The organism is Thioalkalivibrio sp. ALE12, from assembly GCF_000381105.1.
Classification (GTDB): Bacteria; Pseudomonadota; Gammaproteobacteria; order Ectothiorhodospirales; family Ectothiorhodospiraceae; genus Thioalkalivibrio.
In genome coordinates this window covers 1-18,719 of sequence record NZ_KB905911.1, presented here as the reverse complement: position 1 = coordinate 18,719, position 18,719 = coordinate 1, and the positions used below count along the sequence as shown (strand labels likewise).

The following is an 18,719-nucleotide window of genomic DNA, read 5'->3' as shown; positions in this document are numbered from 1 at the left end:
AGACCATGTATCACTCCATCCGTCGTTCCCTGCTCGCGCTCCTGCTGACCCTGCCATTCGCGGCGGCCAGCGCCGCTTCGCCGATCTTTGACGCCCACCTGCACTACCGGCCGGCCGAGGCCGCACACTTCGGCATTAGCGACGTCGCGCGCACCCTGGCCGCCAACGAGGTGCGCAGCGCCATCGTCATGGCCCCCGAAGACGATCTGATCCGCCGCCTCAAGGCCGGGTCCGATACGCGCATCGTGCCGTTCCTGGAGGTTTCGCAGCGGCTGGGCAAGAAGATGGACTGGATGCATGTCGAGGATCTCGGCGACCGCGTCGCCCGCATGCTCGATGAATCCGACGTGAAATGGCGCGGCCTGGGCGAGTTCCATATCCTGGCGGATGACCGCTTCGCCCCCGGTTTCGAGCAGCTGCTGGACCTGGCCGTGGCGCGCGACCTCACCATCATGATCCACGGCGACCCCGCCGTAATCGACCACGCCTACGCGACCCATCCCGAGGTCCGCATCCTCTGGGCCCATGCCGGCAGCTACGCGTACCCGCCGCTGGTGCAGGACTACCTCGAACGCCACCCGCGCATGAACATGGACCTGTCCATGCGCAACCCGCGCATCAATCCCGGCGGCCAGATCGACGACGCCTGGTTCGAGCTCTTCCTGGCCCACCCCGACCGCTTCATGATCGGCGTGGACACCTTCACGCGCACCCGCTGGGAACAGTACACGCGCCTAAAGGACGAGACCCGCGCCTGGCTGGAACAACTCCCCGAGGACGTCGCCCGCGCGATCGCATGGGAGAACGGCGAAAGGCTCTTTCCCGCCCAGTAAGGGCCTGGATTCACCACGAAGCGCACGAAGGCACGAAGAAGGGCCAGGTCAAGGGCGATTCACAGGAAGGCCGAAAGATTCGAAGGATGAATCGGCTAAAACCGCCCGGGGCCTGGCCGACGCCGTGACCCGTCCAGCCCGCCGGCCGAGCCCCCTGTGGGAGCGGGCTCGCCCGCGAAGCCCCCGCCCGCGTCCGCTCGAGCACCAGCCCTCCAACCAACCCTCCCCGTCAGACCGTGCCCGATCCACTACCCCATCAATCTCGCTTCCAATCTTCTCCTCTTCCTGTAGACCGGTTTTCGCCCTCGACCCAGCCCTTCTTCGTGCCTTCGTGCACTTCGTGGTGAACCAAGCCGTTCAACCACACACGCATGAAAAAGCCCGCCACCCCAAAAGGATGGCGGGCTCGGCTCCCGGCACCTGATCGTGATCAGACCTTGAACTGACCCACGCGCTGCTGCTGCTCGGAGGCCAGCTTGGACAGCTCCTCGGACGCATTGCGGATCTGCTCCGAACCCGACGCGGTCTGATCCAGCACCTCGGTGATGTTGGCCACGTTGCGGTTGATCTCCTCGGCCACCGTGGACTGTTCCTCGGCGGCGCTGGCGATCTGCGTGTTCATGTCGCTGATGCGGGTGACGGATTGCGTAATCGCGACCAGCGACTCGCCGGCCAGGTTCACCTGCTCCACGCTCTCGTGGGCCTTGGCACGGCCGTCTTCCATCGCCTGCACCGCCTCGCGCGTACCGGTCTGGACCCGCTCGATCATCTGCTGGATCTCGTGGGTCGAGTCCTGAGTGCGGCTGGCCAGCGTGCGCACCTCGTCCGCGACCACCGCGAAGCCGCGGCCCTGCTCGCCGGCGCGGGCGGCCTCGATCGCCGCGTTCAGCGCCAGCAGGTTGGTCTGATCGGCTATGTCGCCGATCACCTCGAGGACCTTGTTGATCTCCTCGGCGTCCTGCGACAGACGACTGACCACCTCGGCGGCGCTGTCCACCTGAGTGGACAGGCCATTGATCGCGGTGACCGTCTTCTGCACCACCTGCTGGCCGGCGTTCGCATCCTGATCGGTGGTCTGCGCGGCGGCGGCGGCGTCCGCCGCATTCCGGGCCACTTCCTGCACGGTGGCCGTCATCTCGTTCATCGCGGTGGCGACCTGGTCGGTCTCCGCCTTCTGGCGGCGGACCTGCTCGTTGGTCTCCTCGCTGGTCGCGGACAGCTCGTTGGCCGCGGCCGCTACCTGGTCGGAACCGGCCGCCACCTGCTGGATCAGCACCCGGATCTTCTCCACGAAGTTATTGAAAGCGATGGAGAGATCCCCCAGCTCGTTCTTGCCGGATACCTTCAGCTGACGCGTCAGGTCCCCTTCGCCACTAGCGATGTCGTTCAGACGGTCCACGGTCTGGCACAACGGCCGCACGATGCTGCGCGTCAGGAACCAGGCCAGCAGCGCGCCCAGGACCACAGCAATCACGCCGACCATCACCACGGTACCTGTGGCATTGCGCGCCATGTCGACATAGGCACTGCGATCGACCATCAGCTCGAGGACGCCCACCGCGTCCCCGGAGAAGTCCATCACCGGCCGCGCGATCACCGCCATCGGCTTGCCCTGGTAGGTCACGTTGCGCACGTGTCGCTCGCCACCGAGCACCTCGCGCATCTCGGCGGCGCTGAAGGTGGCCTCGCCATCGATGGTGCCGCCAAAGCGGCTGAAACGTCCGTCGTCCCGCAGGTACAGCGCGACCGGCGCCCCCAGCTCCTCGGTAAACTGCTCGAAGAAGGGATCACCGAAGGACAGGCCAAACTCCACCGAGCCCACGTGCTCACCGTTATGGGCGATCGGCACGACACCTCGAATCCCGAGGCCCGCCACACCCTCTTCCAGACCGGAGATCGGCGCCTGGTTATTGTTGGTATCGACCACGGTCTGGCGGAAGCCGGACAGGTCGTCATCGAAGCGGTCCGGACGATGCACGCGCAGGAAGGACGTCGCCGGCGGCGTATGGAACTGGTACTGGCGCACCCCGTAGTCCGTGCTCAGCGACTCGAAGGTCGGCACCGTCATCGCGGCCAGCCGCTCGCGATCGCCCGTGGCCATTGCCTCCTGGATATCCGGGATGCGGGCGACCGTCTCGGCCATCGCCGTGGCTCGCGCCGCCTCCTGGTCGAGCCGATCCAGCAACTGTCCGGCCAGGTCATTCAGCTCGCGCTGTTCGGCGCGATCCGCCATCGTGCCCAGGGCGTTCATCACCACCACCAGCGTCAGCACCACGGCGAGTACGACCACGCCGATGATGCCCACCATGAGCCGTACACCAATCCGGATATTGTCAAACATGTCTGCGCGTCCTTTCCTGCACCGGTCACGGCCGGCTTCAGAATCAAGATTCAGGTCAGTCGTCCTTCCTAGCGGCGGCGAATCCTAAAACTTGAATACGAAGGTACTTTCTTCCCCACAGGTTCTCAGGGGACAAGATTGCTTCGGTGGGCCGCTTCCGAGCTCCGCGCTCAGACGGGCTACAACAACAGAATCTCGGCAAACGCGTAGACCACCAGGCTGATCAGCACCAGCGCCAGCACCGAGAGCAATGCCCCGCCACGCACCATGTCCAGCACCCGCAGCCGGTTGCTGGCGAACACGATGGCGTTGGGTGGCGTCGCCACCGGCAGCATGAAGGCCACCGACGCGGCAAACGCCACCGGCAGGGCCAGCAACAGCACGGGCACGTCCATGCTCAGCGCGAACGCGGTCACCAGCGGCAACAGCGTAGCCGCTGTCGCGGTATTGCTCGTCACATGACTCAGGGTCATGGTCAGGAGCGCCACCCCGGCCATGATCAGGATCAGCGGCCAGGCCTGGGCGATCACCAGGGCATCCGCCGCCAGCTCCGCCAGCCCGCTGGACTCGATCGCCGCACCCAGGCTCAAACCCCCGCCTACCAGCAACAGCACGCCCCAGGGGAGCTCGCGCGTGTTGTCCCAGCTCAGCAGCCGGCGCTGTTCGCGCGACCCCGACGGGACCAGGAACAGCAACCCGGCCCCGAGGATCGCGATGCCGGCATCGGTCAGCGAGATCGGCAGCCAGCCCTCGAGCAGCGGCCGTGTCAGCCAGGCCAGCGCAACCAGCAGAAACACCCCGGCCACCCGCTTTTCCGCGACCGACCAGGGGCCCACGGTCGCGCGCTGTTCGTCCAGCAGCGCGCGCAGACCGTTCAGCTCCACCCGGTGCACCGGAAACACCCAGCGAGTCAGCGACCACCACGCAAGGGCCAGCAGCACCGCCGCCAGCGGCAGCCCCAGGGTCATCCATTCCAGGAACCCGATCTCCATCCCGTGGCGATCCCCGAGGTACGCGGCCGTCAGGGCATTCGGCGGCGAACCGATGATGGTCGCCATGCCCCCGATGTTCGCGGCGAACGCGATGCCCAGCAGGAGCGCCAGGGCCGGGCGTCGCGATTCCATGTCCGGCCCCTGTGGAGACGCGCCGCGCTCGATCAGTCCAAGCACCGAGAGCGCGATCGGCAGCATCAGGGCCGCCGTCGCGGTATTGCTGACCCACATGGACAACCCCGCCGTGGCCAGCATGAAGGCCCCCACCAGCACATGCAGGCGATTGCCGGCGCGCGCCACGATCGCCAGCGCCATGCGCCGGTGGAGATCCCAGCGCTGCACGGCCAGGGCAATGGCGAAGCCGCCCATGAACAGGAAAATGATCGGATTCGCGTACGGCGCGGTGGCCTCGTCCATGGGCACGATGTCGAGCACCGGCAGGACCGCGATCGGCAGCAGCGCCGTCACCGGCAGCGGCAGGGCCTCGCTGATCCACCAGGTCGCCATGAACAGCGTCAGACCCAGCACCCGCCAGGCCGCCGGATCGAACCCCGCCGGGGCCGGTACCAGCAGGAAGATGGCGAAGATCGCCGGCCCCAGCAACAGACCGATGCGCCCGCGCCAGTTCACCGGAGGGGTCTTTTCCGGTTGGGTGTCGCGTTGCCCTGCCGTGTCCTCGGTCGCTGCCATGGGCCTCTTTCGTCGGTCAAGCATCAGGGTATACGGCCCGGGCCAAAACCAACCCGTACCATCGGAAATTGCATCGTCCGGGCAACGTGACTATCGTTGTCCCGTTATGCGGCGTGCCCGTTTCGGGACGCTGCCACAGCAGTTTCTCACGACACTGTCCAAGGAGTCTTTCATGGCCTACGAACTGCCCGATCTGCCCTACGCCAAGAACGCGCTGGAGCCGCACATCTCCGCCGAGACGCTGGAATACCATCACGACAAGCACCACGCGACCTACGTGACCAAGCTGAACGGCCTGCTGCCGGGCTCCGAGTTCGAAAACGCCACGCTGGAAGACATCATCAAGAAGGCCCCGGCCGGCGGCATCTTCAACAACGGCGCCCAGGTCTGGAACCACACCTTCTACTTCAACTGCATGGCCCCGAACGCCGGCGGCGAGCCCTCCGGCAAGCTGGCCGATGCCATCAACAGCGCCTTCGGCTCCTTCGACGCCTTCAAGGAGAAGTTCAACGAGTCCGCCGTTGGCAACTTCGGCTCCGGCTGGACCTGGCTGGTGCAGAACAGTGATGGCTCGGTGGAGATCGTCAACACCTCCAACGCCGCGAACCCGCTGCGCGACGGCAAGACCCCGCTGCTGACCTGCGACGTCTGGGAACACGCCTACTACATCGACTACCGCAACGCCCGCCCGAAGTACCTCGAGAACTTCTGGGCCGTGGTGAACTGGGACTTTGTGGCCCAGCAGATGAACTAAAGTCCCAAGCGGACTAAACTAGGCGCCTTTGGCCGCATGACGCGGCCGCGCCTTTCATCGAGCCGGCGGCCCTCCGCCGGCTCTTTGGTTTCGGAGAACCCCATGAGCGACGCCCTGCAGAACACCTACAAGCGCCTGCCCGTTGCCTTCGAGCGCGGCGAAGGCGCCTGGCTGTGGGATACCGACGGCAAGCGCTATCTCGACGCCCTGTCGGGGATCGCGGTGTGTGGCCTTGGCCACGCCCATCCCAAGGTCGCCCAGGCCGTCTGCGACCAGGCCAGCACCCTGGTGCACACCTCCAACCTCTACCGCATCCCGCTGCAGGAACAGCTGGCGCGGCGCCTGTGCGCGCTGTCCGGCATGGATCGCGCCTTCTTCTGCAACTCGGGGGCCGAGGCCAACGAGGCGGCGATCAAGCTCGCCCGCCTGCATGGCCGTGCCCGCGGGATCGCCGAGCCGAAGATCGTGGTGATGGAGGGCAGCTTCCATGGCCGCACCATGGCCACCCTGTCCGCCACCGGCAACGCGAAGGTCCGGGCCGGATTCGAGCCGCTGGTATCGGGCTTTGTGCATGTGCCCCACGGCGACGCCGAGGCCGTCGAAGCCCTGGCGGCCGACCCGGACGTCGTCGCGATCCTGGTGGAGCCGGTCACCGGCGAGGGCGGCATACATGTCCCGCCGCCCGGCTACCTGCGCCGCCTGCGCGAACTGGCCGACCAGCACGGCTGGCTGCTGATGCTGGACGAGATCCAGGCCGGCATCGGCCGTACCGGGCACTGGTTCGCCTTCCAGCACGAGGGCATCACCCCGGATGTGGTCAGCCTGGCCAAGGGTCTCGGCAACGGCATCCCCATTGGCGCCAATCTGGTGGCCGGTGCCGCCCGCGAGCTCTTCAGCCCGGGCACGCACGGCACCACGTTTGGCGGCAACCCGCTGGTGTGCCGGGCGGCGCTGGCCGTACTCGATGTGATGCAGGACGAGGCCCTGTGCGAACAGGCGTCCCGTCAGGGCGAGCTCCTGCTGAACCGACTGCGCGACCGCCTCGCGGACCATGCGGGCGTCGTCGCCGTGCGTGGCCGCGGTCTGATGATCGGGGTCGAACTGGACCGCCCGGCCGGCGAGCTGGTCATGGCGGCGCTGGAGCGGGGGCTGATCCTGAACGTGACCGCGGATCGGGTCATTCGCCTATTGCCACCGCTGATCATCGACGACGACCAGGTGGAACAGATCGCCGTAACCGTAGCCGACCTGGTGGACGCGTTCCTGGCGTCGCCCCAAGCCAACGAGGTCTCCGCATGAACCCACGCCACTACCTCTCGTTCCTGGATCTCTCCGGCGACGAAACCCGGGCCCTGCTGCAGCGCGCCATCGAGCTCAAGCAGCAACTGAAGGCCGGCGAGCACCACGATGACCTGCTGCGCGGCAAGACGCTCGGCATGATCTTCGAGAAGTCCTCCACCCGCACCCGCGTGTCGTTCGAAGTGGGCATGCAGCAGCTGGGCGGCAACGCCCTGTTCCTGTCCCCGCGCGACACCCAGCTGGGGCGCGGCGAGCCGATCGAGGACACCGCCCGCGTGCTCTCGCGCATGGTCGACTGCGTGATGATCCGCACCTACGAACACGAAAAGATCGAGCTGTTCGCCAAGCACGCCACGGTGCCGGTGATCAACGGCCTGACCGATCTCGAGCATCCGGCCCAGCTGCTGGCCGACCTGCAGACCTACTTCGAGCATCGCGGCGACATCCGCGGCAAGCGCGTCGCCTGGATCGGCGACGGCAACAACATGTGCCACAGCTACATGTACGCCGCGCGCCTGCTGGGCTTCCAGCTGGTGGCCGCCTGCCCCGAGGGCTACGACCCGGAGCCCAGTGTGGTCGATACCACGCGCGAACACTTCGAGCTGACCCGCGATGCCCGCGCCGCCGCCGAGGGTGCGGATCTGGTCGTCACCGACGTCTGGGCCAGCATGGGGCAGGAACAGGAAAAGAGCGCCCGGCGCCGGGCCTTCTCCGGCTTTTTCGTCGATGCCGACCTGATGCAGCTCGCCAACGACGACGCCCTGTTCATGCACTGCCTGCCGGCGCACCGCGAGGAAGAGGTCTCCACCGACGTCCTGGAAGGCCCACAAAGCGTCGTCTGGGACGAGGCCGAAAACCGCCTCCACGCCCAGAAGGCCCTGCTCGAATTCCTCATCACCCTTAACGCCGACCAGCGCACGTCGTAAGGGCGAAAAGCGTTAACAGGAAGATGGGAAGTTAGGAAGGGTTATTGGTGAGGTGGCATCCCCGGCGCGGCGGCTAGCATCGCGCGGTGGGCGAAATCTCGGCCCCCACAATCAAAACCTCCCTGTCTTCCCATCTTCCTGTGAAACGCCCTTGACCTGAACCTTCAGGCGGGCGCGCGGCGGCGGGCATGGAGGCGCCGGCGGGTCTGCCAGCGGTAGACGACGCGCCAGCCGAGCAGGAAGGCCAGGATGGCCGCGTACAGCGCGACCTCGGCATAGTCGGCCCGCGCGAGCCACAGGAAATGCAGGATAGCCAGTACGCCGGCCACGTACACACCGCGGTGCAGCCAGACCCACCCCTTCTTCAGCCAGCGCTGGGCACCATCGGTGGAGGTGACCGCCAGCGCCAGCAGGATCACCCAGGCGGCGAAACCGACCATCACGAACGGGCGCTCGGTCAGGTCGTAGAGCACCAGTTCCCAGTCGAAGAACAGGTCCACCCCCAGCCAGATCAGGGCGTGCGCGGTCACGTAACCGAACGCGACCAGCCCCAGCATCCGCCGCAACCGGGTGAGCCACGCCAGCCCGGTCATCTGCCGCAACGGGGTCACCGCCAACGCCACCAGCAGCGCGATCATCGCGTGCGTGCCGGATAGCTCCAGCAGCTTCTCGATCGGGTTCACACCCAACCCGCCGAACCAGCCAAGCGTACGCAAGCCGATCCACATGGCCGGCAGAAGCGCCACCAACAGGACGGCCCACCACACACCGGTGGGCGGACGGGACCGGGCTCGACGGGTTGTGGCGGTCATGCCCCCATCCCGTCAGAAGTGCTCGCGCAGGTCCATGCCCTCGTACAGCGACGCCACCTCGTCCCCGTAACCGTTGAACATCTCCGTGCGCCGGCGCCGGAACTCGCCGATGCGGCGCTCGGTGCGCTGCGACCAGCGCGGATGATCCACGTCCGGATTCACGTTGCTGTAAAAGCCGTACTCGTCAGGCTGCGCCTGGTTCCACAGGGTCGGTGGCTGGTCCTCGACGAAGCGGATGTGCTGAATGGACTTGATGCTCTTGAAGCCGTACTTCCACGGTACCACCAGCCGGATCGGCGCCCCGTTCTGGTTGGGCAGCACCTCGTCGTACAGACCCACAGCGAGGATGGTCAGCGGGTGCATCGCCTCGTCCAGGCGCAGGCCCTCGGTATAGGGCCACTGCAGCCCACCGGAACTGGCCCGGCGCCGGGGCCGCTGCCCCCGCAGGTTTTCGGGGTCGTGAATACTCTCGAACGCCACGTAGCGCGCACCCCCGCGCGGCTGCGCCTGCTCGATGATGCGGTTCAACTCGAAGCCGATCCAGGGGATCACCATCGACCAGCCTTCCACACAGCGCATGCGATAGATGCGCTCCTCCAGCGACCAGGGGCTGATGAAGTCCTCCACCGCGTACTCACCCGGGTTGTCGCACAGCCCGTCCACGGTGATCGTCCAGGGATCGGTCTTCAGCTGATCGGCGTAGGTCTTCGGATCCCCCTTCCCCGGGCCCATCTCGAAGAAGTTGTTGTAACTGGTGATCTCGTCGTACGAGGTCTTCGACTCGTCGGTCGAGAAATCGCTGGGTTCGAATTCCAGCGGATACCCCCGCAGGGCGGCGGAGGCCGGCAGCGCCGCGCCCAGCCCACCGAGCGCCAGACCAGCGCCCAGCCCGATCCCCGTTCGCAGGAAATCGCGCCGCCGCGCGTAGATCTCCGGCGGCGTAATCTCGCTACGGGAACACTCGGAACGACGTCGGGTGCGGATCAGCATGGCCTGCCCTCGCAACTGTTCGGCGGCGACGGGAAACGCCGCCACTCGTGCACCATGGACCAGCAGCGCCCGCTCGAGTTCGGATCGCGTACTCCATAAGGGAAAACGAGGAACAATAAGAATTTTCTGCTTGCGGGCCGGCCTAAACGATATATAAGGCTTTTCTGATACCGCAGTCCGGGGTGGCCCGGCCGGCTTGTCAGGAGACCCGACAATGGACCCGACGATCGATGATGCGGCCGATGGCGCCGACGAGATCGCCAGCCTGTTCGACACTCAGCTCGTGAACGACCGCGGCCCGGCGCGTCACGCCGCCCGCCGCACCCTGGAACGCCTGATGGAAGAACGCGCCCTGCGCGCCCATCTTCAGGACGACTTCGACCTCGACATCCCGCACGAGGCGATGGACTGGTGACCCCCGGGGTGGCCTCGCGCCACCCCTCTCCTGCAGGCAGCCCTGTTGCACCACAGAGGGCACAGAGAACACGGAGAACAGCCAGATCAAAAGCGAAAAGCATTCACAGGAAGATTGGAAGACCGGAAGGTTTTTTGGGTGCCGGTAGCGCTGTATCCAGGTCACGATCAGCCCCGGCGCGCAGGGTTAACCCGGGGACCCCACAGCAACCCTTCCTACCTTCAAATCTTCCTGTTAATCGCTTTTGACCTGCCTTTTTCCCTGTGTCCTCTGTGCCCTCTGTGGTGAAAACGCCCTAATCGTCCTCGTACCCCGTCAGCTCCACAAAGCCTCGCCCGATCGCCTCTCCGTCCGGATCGAGGATATCCACGGCGCCCTCCCAGTAGCGGATCACGGTATCCATCTCCTGTTCGTCGCGGATGGCGCGCACGGTGAATTCGCGTGACGCCGAGCCGTCCGGCGGCGCGATGCGCATGGCCCACTCCACCGGATAGCGATTGCCGGAGGGCTGTGTGGCCCAGCGCCGGGGCTCCAGTTCGACCTGATCGGGCTCCAGAAGCCGATCTTCGGCGTCCGCCGGCATCCAGCGGCCCTTGGACAGCGGATGCGGCTCGCCTCCCTCCTTGCGCAGCTGGTAGTACATGACGTCCAGCCCGTCGTCGAACTGCAACGCGAACCAGTCCCAGCCCACCTGATCCTCGGACAGCGCACTGGTGCTCCACTCGCGGTCCATCCAGGCCTGACCGGTCACCGCCAGGCGCCCGAGCTCCGCGCGCTCGACCTCCCCGCGCACCGCGATACGGGGCATGGAGTAGTAGTAGGAGGCATTGCCCGGCTCCGGGCCCTTCTGGCTGAGCCCCGCCTCGCCCTGGAGCACCGGGCCACGCAGGGGCTCCAGTTCCAGCGCCAGCCGGTAGTCATCCACGCTGAAGTCGAGCGTCCAGCGGTCCTGGTCCATATCCGCGAGCTGCCAGTCCTCGGCCCACACGCGGCCGACCGGCTCCGTGGCCCCCGCCAGCCCCGCCCCGTCGCGCACGAAGCGCTCCTCGGAGGCATGGTGCCCGGCCTCGCGGTCGATCACCGCCGTATGCGCCATCCAGATATCCGGGCTGGCCCAGGCCGAGTCGTGCCAGCGCGCATCCCCCGCCAGCTCCGGCGCCAGCCCGACGCGGAAGAAGGTGATGTGAAAGCCCAGCCGCTCGCCCTCCGGCCCGTCGAGATTGCCGGTCACATACCACCACTCGTTGCGAAACCCCGGGTGCGGCCCGTGATCACGCGGAAACTCGAACACCCGCGGCGCATCCGCACGCCGGAACCCGTCCGTCTCCTCCCCGCCCAGGGCCTCGCCCACCCGCAATCCGGTCACCCCCGGATCATCGGTCTCGGGCGGATCCACACCCCCGCAGGCGCCCAACACCCCCACCATCATCAGCACCATAACCACCCGCAGGCGCAGGCGCAGCCCCAGTGGGAGCCTGCTTGCAGGCGAAGCCCCTGCCCGCGCTGGACCCTGCCAAACCCCATTCGCGGGCAAGCCCGCTCCCACATGTCCCAACCAACGCCTCATCCAGTCCATCACGGCACCTCTCTAAGGGCCGGCACCAGCCGCATGCGCGCCATTCGCCACGCCGGGATGGCCGAGGCCAGCAATGCCGCTCCGATGCCCAGCAGCACGGTCTCGACCACCTCGTCCCAGGGCAGACGCAGGTCCATCCCCCAGCCGAAGGCCTCGCGGTTGATCACCTCGATCAGCAGCCAGCCCATGCCCAGCCCCAGCGGGATCGCCGCCAGCGCGGCAAACGTGCCGAGTACCCCGCCCTGCAGCACGACCAGACTACGCACGCCCCCGGGCAACAGCCCGAGGCTGCGCAGCGTGGCGAACTCGCGCGCCCGCTCCATCTGCAATGCCATGAGCGCGCCCAGGATCGCGATGAAGGCCACCACCAGCGTGATCACCCGCAGCAAATGGGTAATGGCAAACGTCCGGTCGAAGATCGCCATCGACTCCTGCTCGATATCGCCCGGGCGCGTCACCAGCGCCGCGCGGTCCTGCTCTGCCAGCCAGTCCTCCAGCCGTTCCACGACCGCTTCCACATCCACTCCCGCCGGCAGCCGCAGCCCGAACGACCCCACTCCGTCGGGTGGCATGCCCGCCCGGACAAAGGCCGCCTGGGTCATCAGCACAGTACCGCTCGGATTGCCGTAATCACGGTAGATCCCGAGGACTTCGAAGGGGCGCTGGCCGCCGGGCACCGCCAGCGACAGCCGATCCCCCGGCCGAACGTCGTGGTGCGCCGCAAACGGCTCGGTCACCAGCACCGCATCCTCCGTCGCGAGCCGCTCACCCAGCGCTTCACGCGCCACCGTGCTCTCCAAAAGCGGCAGATAATCCAGCCAGTTGGCATGCGGTCGCACCACATAGAGATTGACCAGGCCGCGCTCGCTGACGACCTCCTGACTGGACCCGGTACTGACCGACACGGCCCCCGAGCGCGCCACCAGGTCGGCCATCCAGTCCTCGGGCAGACGCGCACCACCGCGCGCCGAAGCCGGCGCCGCGGGCACCACGTAAAGATCCGACGTCAGCGCCTGGCCCAGCCACTGCTCCACGCTGCCGCGAAAGCTGCCGACCATCACCGCCACGCCGATCGCTGCCGCCAGCGCCAGGGTCAGCGCCGACGTAGCAGGCGCGCTGCGCGACAGGCTGCGCTCCAGGCTGCGCACCGCAATGCGCGGCAGGGTCACCCCGCGAACCAGCGCCGCCAGCCCGCGCAGCGTCCACACCAGTACCCAGGGCAGCAGCAACACCAATCCGGCAATCAACAGGAACAACGCCACGAAGCCGCCCACCAGCGCCCCCGCGCCGGTGACGATCAAGCCACCCCCCGCGAGCAACAGCGCCACGGACAGCACAGCCAGCCATGCCGCCCAGCGACGGGCACGGCGCTCCAGCCCCCCGCGCCCCGTGGTGCCCGCACCGGCCGCGCGCGCTGCCTCCCAGGCAGGCGCCAGCGCCGCCAACAGCGAGAGCCCCACTCCCAGCAGGAATACCGCCCCCAGGGCCAGCGGGCGCGGCGTGACCCCGGTAACCGCCACCGCGAAGAAGTGATCCGTGACGGTCTGCGCCACCTGCGCCACCAGCACCTGCGCCAGCGCAATGCCCAGTACCGCGCCCAGCAGCGTCCCGATCACGCCGACCAGCAACGCCTCCAGCAACACCACCCCAAAGATCGCCCGCCGGCCCACACCGACCAGGCGCAGACTCGCGATCACCTCGCGGCGCCGGAGCACGGCAAAGGTCTGCGTGTTGTAGATCAAGAACGCCGCGATCAGCAGCGCCAGCAGGCTCATCGCCGTCAGGTTGGTGCGAAATGCCTGCGCCAGCTCGCGCGCGGCCTGCCCCCGGCTCTCCACCGGCACCAGCTCCAGTTCGGCGGGCAGAGCCTTGGCCAGCACATCGACCTCGGCATCCGTCAGCCGTACATCGATCCGATCCAGCCGCCCCAGCCGGTCGAGCAGACCCTGCGCCGTGGCGATATCCGTCACCCATAGCGAGCCACCACCCTCATCGGTCGCGGTGTCCGCCTGGTCACGCTCGGCCGCGCGATCAATGACCGTCACCTCGCGCGCACCCCCCGCCACCTCCAGCGTCACACGCGACTCGTGAGCCCGGCCCGAATCGCGGAACCACCCCGCCGGCGGCAGAATCGTCCCCGGCTCGGTCACCAGGCGCTGCACCGGGGCATCGCCGATATCGGAAGCCGCGCCGCGAAACGGCCCCTCGGCCAGCGGATCGACACCCAGCACATAGATCGTGCTGCCGTCCGGCAGACGGGCCGGCCCCTCCACGATCGGAGCGGTATCACGCCATCCGGCCATACGCAGCTCGCGGTACAAGGCCTCGTCGAACCCGCTGGCCGGCCCCAGGACCTGGTGCGTCGCAGCGCCTGCGACCTCATCCATGGAGCGGTCAAACGCCCGCTGGGCCGACTGGTTCGCCAGGTCCACCGCGAGCACCACGGCCACGCCAATGATCACCCCCACCAGCGTCAGCAACCGCTGCAACGGCCGCCGGCGCCAGTCGCGCAGCCAGGCTCGCAAGACCAGAAGGCTCATGCGGGAGCGGCTTCCGTGGAACCGGCCGACTGCAGAAGCCCGTCGCGCATGGTCAGGACCCGGTCCAGCCGACCCGCCAGTTCATGACTGTGGGTCACCAGCAGCAACGAACAACCAGTGGCCCGAGCCTGCTCCAGCAACAGGGCAAACACCGTCTCGCCGGTCCGCGAGTCGAGGTTGCCGGTGGGCTCGTCCGCCAGGATCAGCGCGGGTTCGTGCACCAGCGCCCGCGCGATCGCGACGCGTTGCTGCTCGCCCCCGGACAGGGCCTCCGGATACCGCGCGCCCTTGTCGCCCAGCCCCACCGCCTCCAGCTGCGCCGCGGCGCGCTCGCGGCGTTCGCCGGCAGGCAAGTCTGTCGCCAGCTCCAGTGGCAGCATCACATTCTCCAGCACGGTCAGCGTCGGAATCAGGTGAAACGACTGGAACACGATCCCCACGCGGCCCCGCCGCAGGCGCGTGCGCGCCGCCTCGTCCAGCCCCGCCAGCGCCTGCCCCGTAAGGTGCACCTGGCCGCGCGCCGCAGCCTCCAGCCCGGCCGCGAGATGCAGCAGGGTGGACTTGCCGCTGCCGCTTTCGCCGACGATCGCCACCCGCTCCCCGGTGCGAAGCGCGAAATCCACCCCGTGCAGTACCTCCCCCTCGCCGGGGTAGGCAAACGCCACATTGATCAGCGACAGCACCGCGCCTTCTACCGAGCCTTGTTGCTCCATCGCACACCTTCTCAATCACACGAATCTTCGCCTGCGAGCAGGCTCCTACCCGGCAGGGGAAGCCCCCCGTAGGAGCCTGCTCGCAGGCGAACAATCCTCATTGAACACCCCGCACCCTCTGCCCCCCTGCAGACCATGAAGAGTAGATGAATGTTTCAAAACCCCGCACAAGCGGTTGATTGAGGCCCGTCATCCGTTAGAATAAGCAGCATCTCCACACGCGGGAACACGCCTTGAAACGTCGATCACGAAGTCGATCTATCCGCGCCTAGCGGCAAGCGCCCGTTCCCCGACCGGTCGCTTCCGTCAGGCCTCTTTGATCAAAGAGCCGGGAGCGGCCGGGCCCAGCCCGACCCGAACCTGGACCATCCACCGCATCCGTGCGGCGCCTCGCCGGTCTGTGCCCGAGCACAGTCCAGTCCGAGCGCCCCGATGCCGCCGGGAGAAGGGCATGGAGCTTCACCTCGAACAGTCCATCATCGAGCTGAAGGAGTTGTTGCGTCTGGACGACCGCGACGGGCTCCACGAACTGCTCGACTACATGCGCGTGCAGGATATCGCCCACGCGCTGATGGAGCTGGGCGATGACGACCTCTGCGCCGTGTTCAACCTGCTCCCGCCCGGGCGCAAGGCGGATGTCTTCGCCTACCTCGACACCGCGCACCAGATCCGCCTGCTGGAGGCCTCCCCGCGCGAGGATGCCCGCTTCATCCTCTCCGAGATGGAGGCGGACGACCTCACCGCCCTGCTGCAGACCCTGGACCCGGACACCCTGCGCGGCTACCTGCGCCTGCTGCCGTTCCGCGCCATCCGCCGGGCGCTCAAGCAGCTCAACTACCCGGAAGACTCGGTCGGCCGCGTGATGTCGCCGGACGTGGTCGCGGTGGACCCCGACTGGACCCTCAAGCGCGCCCTGGCCTTCATCCGCCGCAACGCCGACGAGCACTCCAACAACGTGATCTTCGTGGTCGACCAGGACCGCGTCCTCCTGGCCGCCGTGCCCATCCGCCACTTCCTGCGCGCCGGTGCCGACAGCCCGGTGCGCGACCTGCTGGGCGAGGGCGAGCCGATCACCATCGCCGTGTCCGAGGACGCGGTGGAGGCCGCCCGCCGCATCCAGCACTACGACCTGGAGACCCTCCCGGTAGTGGGCGAGACCGGCGAGCTGCTGGGCGTGGTCACGGTGGACGACGTGATGGACCTGATCGAGGCCGAATCCACCGAGGACTTCCACAAGCTGGGTTCGGTGGGCACCCTGCCCCTGTCGCCGCAGGAGGCCAGCCCGTTCCTGCTCTATCGCAAGCGGATCGGCTGGCTGCTGGGCCTGGTGGCCTTCAATACCATCGGCGCCATGATGATCTCCCAGTACGAAGAGATCATCGAAGCGGTGGTGGTACTCGTGTTCTTCCTCCCGCTGCTGATCGCCTCCGGTGGTAACGCCGGCGCGCAAAGCTCCACGCTGATGGTGCGTGCCATGGCCACCGGCGAGGTCACCGCCCGCGACTGGCTCAAGCTGTGGGCCAAGGAGATGGGCGTCTCCGTGACCCTGGGCGTCAGCATGGGCGTGGCGGTCTCGCTGGTCGGCCTGTGGCGCGGCGGTCCGGAGATCGCACTGCTGGTCGCCCTGGCCATGACCGTCATCGTCACCGTGGCCAGCATCCTCGGCATGCTCCTGCCGGTGGTCCTGAACAAGCTCCGCCTCGATCCGGCCACGGCCAGCGTCCCGCTGGTCACCTCGCTCGCCGACATCGGCGGTATCCTGATCTACTTCTCGCTGGCCGTAGCCCTGCTCGGCCTGGCGACTCCGTAAGAGACCTCGCGCATGAGCGCCACCGAACCCGATCTCGAGACCCTGCCGCAGGTGATCGCCGACGCCCTGGACGAACCGGAGGCGGACGTCCTGCAGGCGATCTGCGGCTCCTACGCCGCGCCGGACCTCTCCGACGCGCTGGAGGCCCTGCCGGCCGAGCAGATGGAGACCTTCTTCCAGCGCCTCGACATCGAGTGCACGGCGGATATCTACGCCCACCTGGAACCGGACCACCAGTCCCGGGTGTTCCAGGCACTGGACGACGAGCACGCCAGCCGCCTGGTCGCCGCGCTGTCCTACGACGACGCGGTCTCCGTCATCGACGGCCTGGAGGACGACCAGGCCGAATCCCTCCTGGAGACCCTGCCAGACGACGACCAGGAGGCCCTGGAGACCCTGCTCGGCTACCCGGAGGAGAGCGCCGGGCGTCTGATGACGCCCGAATTCGCCACCGTCCAGCCGGACTGGTCCGTGGCCGAGGCCATGGATCACCTGCGGGAACACAGCGATCTGGCCGAGACCGTCAACACCATCTTCGTGATCACACCCAACGGCGAACTGCTCGGCTGGGTGCGCCTGAAAGAACTGCTGCTGTCGCGTCCCTCCACCAGCGTGCGCGAACGCATGCACACGGACGTCGTCAGCATCGCGGCCGAGGAAGACCGCGAAGAGGCCGCCCACCGCATCTCGCACTACGACCTGGACGTGCTCCCGGTCGTGGACGACGACGGCCACCTGCTCGGCATCATCACCGTCGACGACGTAATGGACGTGCTGCGCGCGGAAACCACCGAGGACTTCCACCGCATGGCCGCGGTCGGCGACGTCGTGCTCTCCCTGCGCGACGCCAGCATGCAGCTCCTCTACCGCAAGCGCATCGGCTGGCTGGTGATCCTCGTTGCCGTGAACATCCTCTCCGGCATGGCCATCGCCCACTTCGAGGCCGCCATCGAAACCGTCGTCGCGCTGATCTTCTTCCTGCCCATGGTAATCGCCACCGGGGGCAACGCCGGCGCCCAGGCCTCCACGCTCGTGGTGCGCTCACTCGCCACCAACGACATCAAGCTCCAGGACTGGTGGCGCCTGGGCGGCAAGGAAATCCTCGTCTCCTCCGCCCTGGGTGCCACCCTCGCCGGCGCCATCTGGCTCTCCGGCAACTGGCTCGGCAGCCTCGAGGTCGCCAACGCCATCGCGCTGGGCATGTTCCTGGTCGTCCTGTTCGGCTCCATGTTCGGCCTGCTACTTCCCTTCACCCTCACCCGCTTCGGCGTCGACCCGGCCGTCGCCAGCGCCCCGCTGATCACCTCCGTCGTCGACGTCGTCGGCATCACCATCTACTTCGCCACCGCCGTCGCCATCCTCGGCCTCTGATTCGCATTCTCCGTAGGAGCCTGCTTGCAGGCGAAGCCCCTGCCAACGCCTGGCCGGCACCGAAACACCACCCTCCCCGCGGGCGCCCCCTTCTGGCAACGCCCTTCGTGGGAGCGGGCTTGCCCGCGAAACCCCTGCCAAAAGAAACCCGTCATTGCGAGGAGCAGAGCGACGAAGCAATCGGCCTGAGATCCCGGAGCGCTTCTCGTAGACCCGCGCCCAGTAACCCGAAGAGCCGGGATCTCCACCGATGAGCGAAACCCACCGCATCCCGCACCACCACCGAGGACCACCCAGAACAACGACGAAATCGGCAACAGCCCAGTAGTGTGCTGAGTTGTGTGCAGAAGCTGGCAGGAGGTGAGCGGCCATGGTATTCGGGTTGGTTAGCGACCACCTGAACCCCTCAAGGAGGGCGAGACCATGACCACTCACAAGAGCCAGGCTACTGCGGATCGCACGTCACTGCGAGCGCTTTTGGGGACAGACGAGGAACTGATGCGCACGCTGGTGCGCGAGGCGGTCCAGCAGGTCCTGGAGGCCGAGATGAGCGACCAGCTCCAGGCGGCGCCGGGCGAGCGCACCGAGGGCCGCCTGGGTTACCGGGCCGGGTACTACCCGCGCACCCTGATCACGCGCGTGGGCAAGCTGGAGTTG

Annotated in this window: 15 protein-coding genes; 8 read left to right on the top strand and 7 right to left on the bottom strand. The window is 67.4% G+C overall.

What is annotated here, in order from left to right:
• Positions 1 to 5: 5 nt before the first annotated feature.
• Positions 6 to 833 carry an amidohydrolase family protein gene (locus F614_RS0110655; RefSeq protein WP_018867279.1) on the top strand — a complete coding sequence of 276 codons (828 nt, stop codon included), beginning with the start codon at positions 6 to 8 and terminating at the stop codon, positions 831 to 833.
• Between the two features lie 430 nt (positions 834 to 1,263).
• Here F614_RS0110655 and F614_RS0110650 read toward each other — a convergent pair whose 3' ends face one another.
• Together F614_RS0110650 and F614_RS0110645 are read right to left on the bottom strand one after the other, a co-directional pair.
• Positions 1,264 to 3,174, bottom strand: a complete 1,911-nt coding sequence (locus F614_RS0110650; RefSeq protein WP_019558876.1) for a methyl-accepting chemotaxis protein — start codon at positions 3,172 to 3,174, stop codon at positions 1,264 to 1,266.
• A 179-nt stretch (positions 3,175 to 3,353) separates the two neighbouring features.
• Positions 3,354 to 4,856 (bottom strand): DASS family sodium-coupled anion symporter, encoded by a 1,503-nt coding sequence (locus tag F614_RS0110645; RefSeq protein WP_019558875.1) that lies wholly within the window; start codon positions 4,854 to 4,856, stop codon positions 3,354 to 3,356.
• Between the two features lie 172 nt (positions 4,857 to 5,028).
• Between F614_RS0110645 and F614_RS0110640 the strand changes: the two genes are divergently transcribed.
• The 3 genes from F614_RS0110640 to argF all read left to right on the top strand — a co-directional run bounded on the left by F614_RS0110640 (position 5,029) and on the right by argF (position 7,835).
• Complete coding sequence (locus tag F614_RS0110640) at positions 5,029 to 5,610, top strand: superoxide dismutase (protein WP_019558874.1); 582 nt, start codon at positions 5,029 to 5,031, stop codon at positions 5,608 to 5,610.
• Positions 5,611 to 5,712: 102 nt separating this feature from the next.
• Entirely contained in the window at positions 5,713 to 6,909 is a 1,197-nt protein-coding gene (locus F614_RS0110635) for an acetylornithine transaminase (RefSeq protein ID WP_019558873.1), read from the top strand.
• On the top strand, positions 6,906 to 7,835 hold the full coding sequence (gene argF, locus F614_RS0110630) for an ornithine carbamoyltransferase (RefSeq protein WP_019558872.1): 930 nt from the start codon (positions 6,906 to 6,908) through the stop codon (positions 7,833 to 7,835). The genes F614_RS0110635 and argF overlap by 4 nt, the downstream gene beginning before the upstream one ends.
• A 164-nt stretch (positions 7,836 to 7,999) precedes the next feature.
• On the opposite strand, the gene F614_RS0110625 is transcribed toward argF, so the two are convergent.
• Positions 8,000 to 8,647 carry a sulfite oxidase heme-binding subunit YedZ gene (locus F614_RS0110625; RefSeq protein WP_018867273.1) on the bottom strand — a complete coding sequence of 216 codons (648 nt, stop codon included), beginning with the start codon at positions 8,645 to 8,647 and terminating at the stop codon, positions 8,000 to 8,002.
• 12 nt (positions 8,648 to 8,659) lie between these two features.
• Entirely contained in the window at positions 8,660 to 9,637 is a 978-nt protein-coding gene (msrP, locus tag F614_RS0110620; RefSeq protein ID WP_019592804.1) for a protein-methionine-sulfoxide reductase catalytic subunit MsrP, read from the bottom strand.
• 214 nt (positions 9,638 to 9,851) lie between these two features.
• On the opposite strand from msrP, the gene F614_RS0110615 reads away from it, so the two are divergent.
• Positions 9,852 to 10,052: a PA3496 family putative envelope integrity protein gene (locus F614_RS0110615; protein ID WP_018867271.1), complete on the top strand. Its 201-nt coding sequence runs from the start codon at positions 9,852 to 9,854 to the stop codon at positions 10,050 to 10,052.
• 295 nt (positions 10,053 to 10,347) lie between these two features.
• Here F614_RS0110615 and F614_RS0110610 read toward each other — a convergent pair whose 3' ends face one another.
• The 3 genes from F614_RS0110610 to F614_RS0110600 all read right to left on the bottom strand — a co-directional run bounded on the left by F614_RS0110610 (position 10,348) and on the right by F614_RS0110600 (position 14,881).
• The gene (locus tag F614_RS0110610; protein ID WP_019558871.1) at positions 10,348 to 11,490 is read right to left on the bottom strand and encodes a lipocalin-like domain-containing protein; all 1,143 of its coding nucleotides are present in this window, start codon (positions 11,488 to 11,490) and stop codon (positions 10,348 to 10,350) included.
• 137 nt (positions 11,491 to 11,627) lie between these two features.
• Complete coding sequence (locus F614_RS0110605) at positions 11,628 to 14,168, bottom strand: FtsX family ABC transporter permease (RefSeq protein ID WP_019558870.1); 2,541 nt, start codon at positions 14,166 to 14,168, stop codon at positions 11,628 to 11,630.
• Positions 14,165 to 14,881: an ABC transporter ATP-binding protein gene (locus tag F614_RS0110600; protein ID WP_019558869.1), complete on the bottom strand. Its 717-nt coding sequence runs from the start codon at positions 14,879 to 14,881 to the stop codon at positions 14,165 to 14,167. The genes F614_RS0110605 and F614_RS0110600 overlap by 4 nt, the downstream gene beginning before the upstream one ends.
• Positions 14,882 to 15,332: 451 nt before the next feature.
• Between F614_RS0110600 and mgtE (F614_RS0110595) the strand changes: the two genes are divergently transcribed.
• From mgtE (F614_RS0110595) to F614_RS0110585, 3 genes are all read left to right on the top strand, one after another.
• A complete protein-coding gene (mgtE, locus tag F614_RS0110595) occupies positions 15,333 to 16,691 on the top strand; it encodes a magnesium transporter (RefSeq protein ID WP_018878935.1) in 1,359 nt (452 codons plus the stop codon).
• Positions 16,692 to 16,703: 12 nt separating this feature from the next.
• The gene (gene mgtE, locus F614_RS0110590; RefSeq protein WP_018877556.1) at positions 16,704 to 18,062 is read left to right on the top strand and encodes a magnesium transporter; all 1,359 of its coding nucleotides are present in this window, start codon (positions 16,704 to 16,706) and stop codon (positions 18,060 to 18,062) included.
• Between the two features lie 423 nt (positions 18,063 to 18,485).
• The coding region (locus F614_RS0110585) for a transposase (RefSeq protein ID WP_026329851.1) at positions 18,486 to 18,719 on the top strand (234 nt) is incomplete at its 3' end.

What these genes read in the sequence shown, in the direction of transcription:
- msrP (WP_019592804.1), bottom strand. Translation starts at nt 9,637, where the DNA reads ATGCTGATCCGCACCCGACGTCGTTCCGAGTGTTCCCGTAGCGAGATT.
- mgtE (WP_018877556.1), top strand. Translation starts at nt 16,704, where the DNA reads ATGAGCGCCACCGAACCCGATCTCGAGACCCTGCCGCAGGTGATCGCC.
- argF (WP_019558872.1), top strand. Translation starts at nt 6,906, where the DNA reads ATGAACCCACGCCACTACCTCTCGTTCCTGGATCTCTCCGGCGACGAA.
- F614_RS0110605 (WP_019558870.1), bottom strand. Translation starts at nt 14,168, where the DNA reads ATGAGCCTTCTGGTCTTGCGAGCCTGGCTGCGCGACTGGCGCCGGCGG.
- F614_RS0110610 (WP_019558871.1), bottom strand. Translation starts at nt 11,490, where the DNA reads ATGGTGCTGATGATGGTGGGGGTGTTGGGCGCCTGCGGGGGTGTGGAT.
- F614_RS0110600 (WP_019558869.1), bottom strand. Translation starts at nt 14,881, where the DNA reads ATGGAGCAACAAGGCTCGGTAGAAGGCGCGGTGCTGTCGCTGATCAAT.
- F614_RS0110645 (WP_019558875.1), bottom strand. Translation starts at nt 4,856, where the DNA reads ATGGCAGCGACCGAGGACACGGCAGGGCAACGCGACACCCAACCGGAA.
- F614_RS0110635 (WP_019558873.1), top strand. Translation starts at nt 5,713, where the DNA reads ATGAGCGACGCCCTGCAGAACACCTACAAGCGCCTGCCCGTTGCCTTC.
- F614_RS0110615 (WP_018867271.1), top strand. Translation starts at nt 9,852, where the DNA reads ATGGACCCGACGATCGATGATGCGGCCGATGGCGCCGACGAGATCGCC.
- F614_RS0110625 (WP_018867273.1), bottom strand. Translation starts at nt 8,647, where the DNA reads ATGACCGCCACAACCCGTCGAGCCCGGTCCCGTCCGCCCACCGGTGTG.
- F614_RS0110640 (WP_019558874.1), top strand. Translation starts at nt 5,029, where the DNA reads ATGGCCTACGAACTGCCCGATCTGCCCTACGCCAAGAACGCGCTGGAG.
- F614_RS0110650 (WP_019558876.1), bottom strand. Translation starts at nt 3,174, where the DNA reads ATGTTTGACAATATCCGGATTGGTGTACGGCTCATGGTGGGCATCATC.
- F614_RS0110655 (WP_018867279.1), top strand. Translation starts at nt 6, where the DNA reads ATGTATCACTCCATCCGTCGTTCCCTGCTCGCGCTCCTGCTGACCCTG.
- mgtE (WP_018878935.1), top strand. Translation starts at nt 15,333, where the DNA reads ATGGAGCTTCACCTCGAACAGTCCATCATCGAGCTGAAGGAGTTGTTG.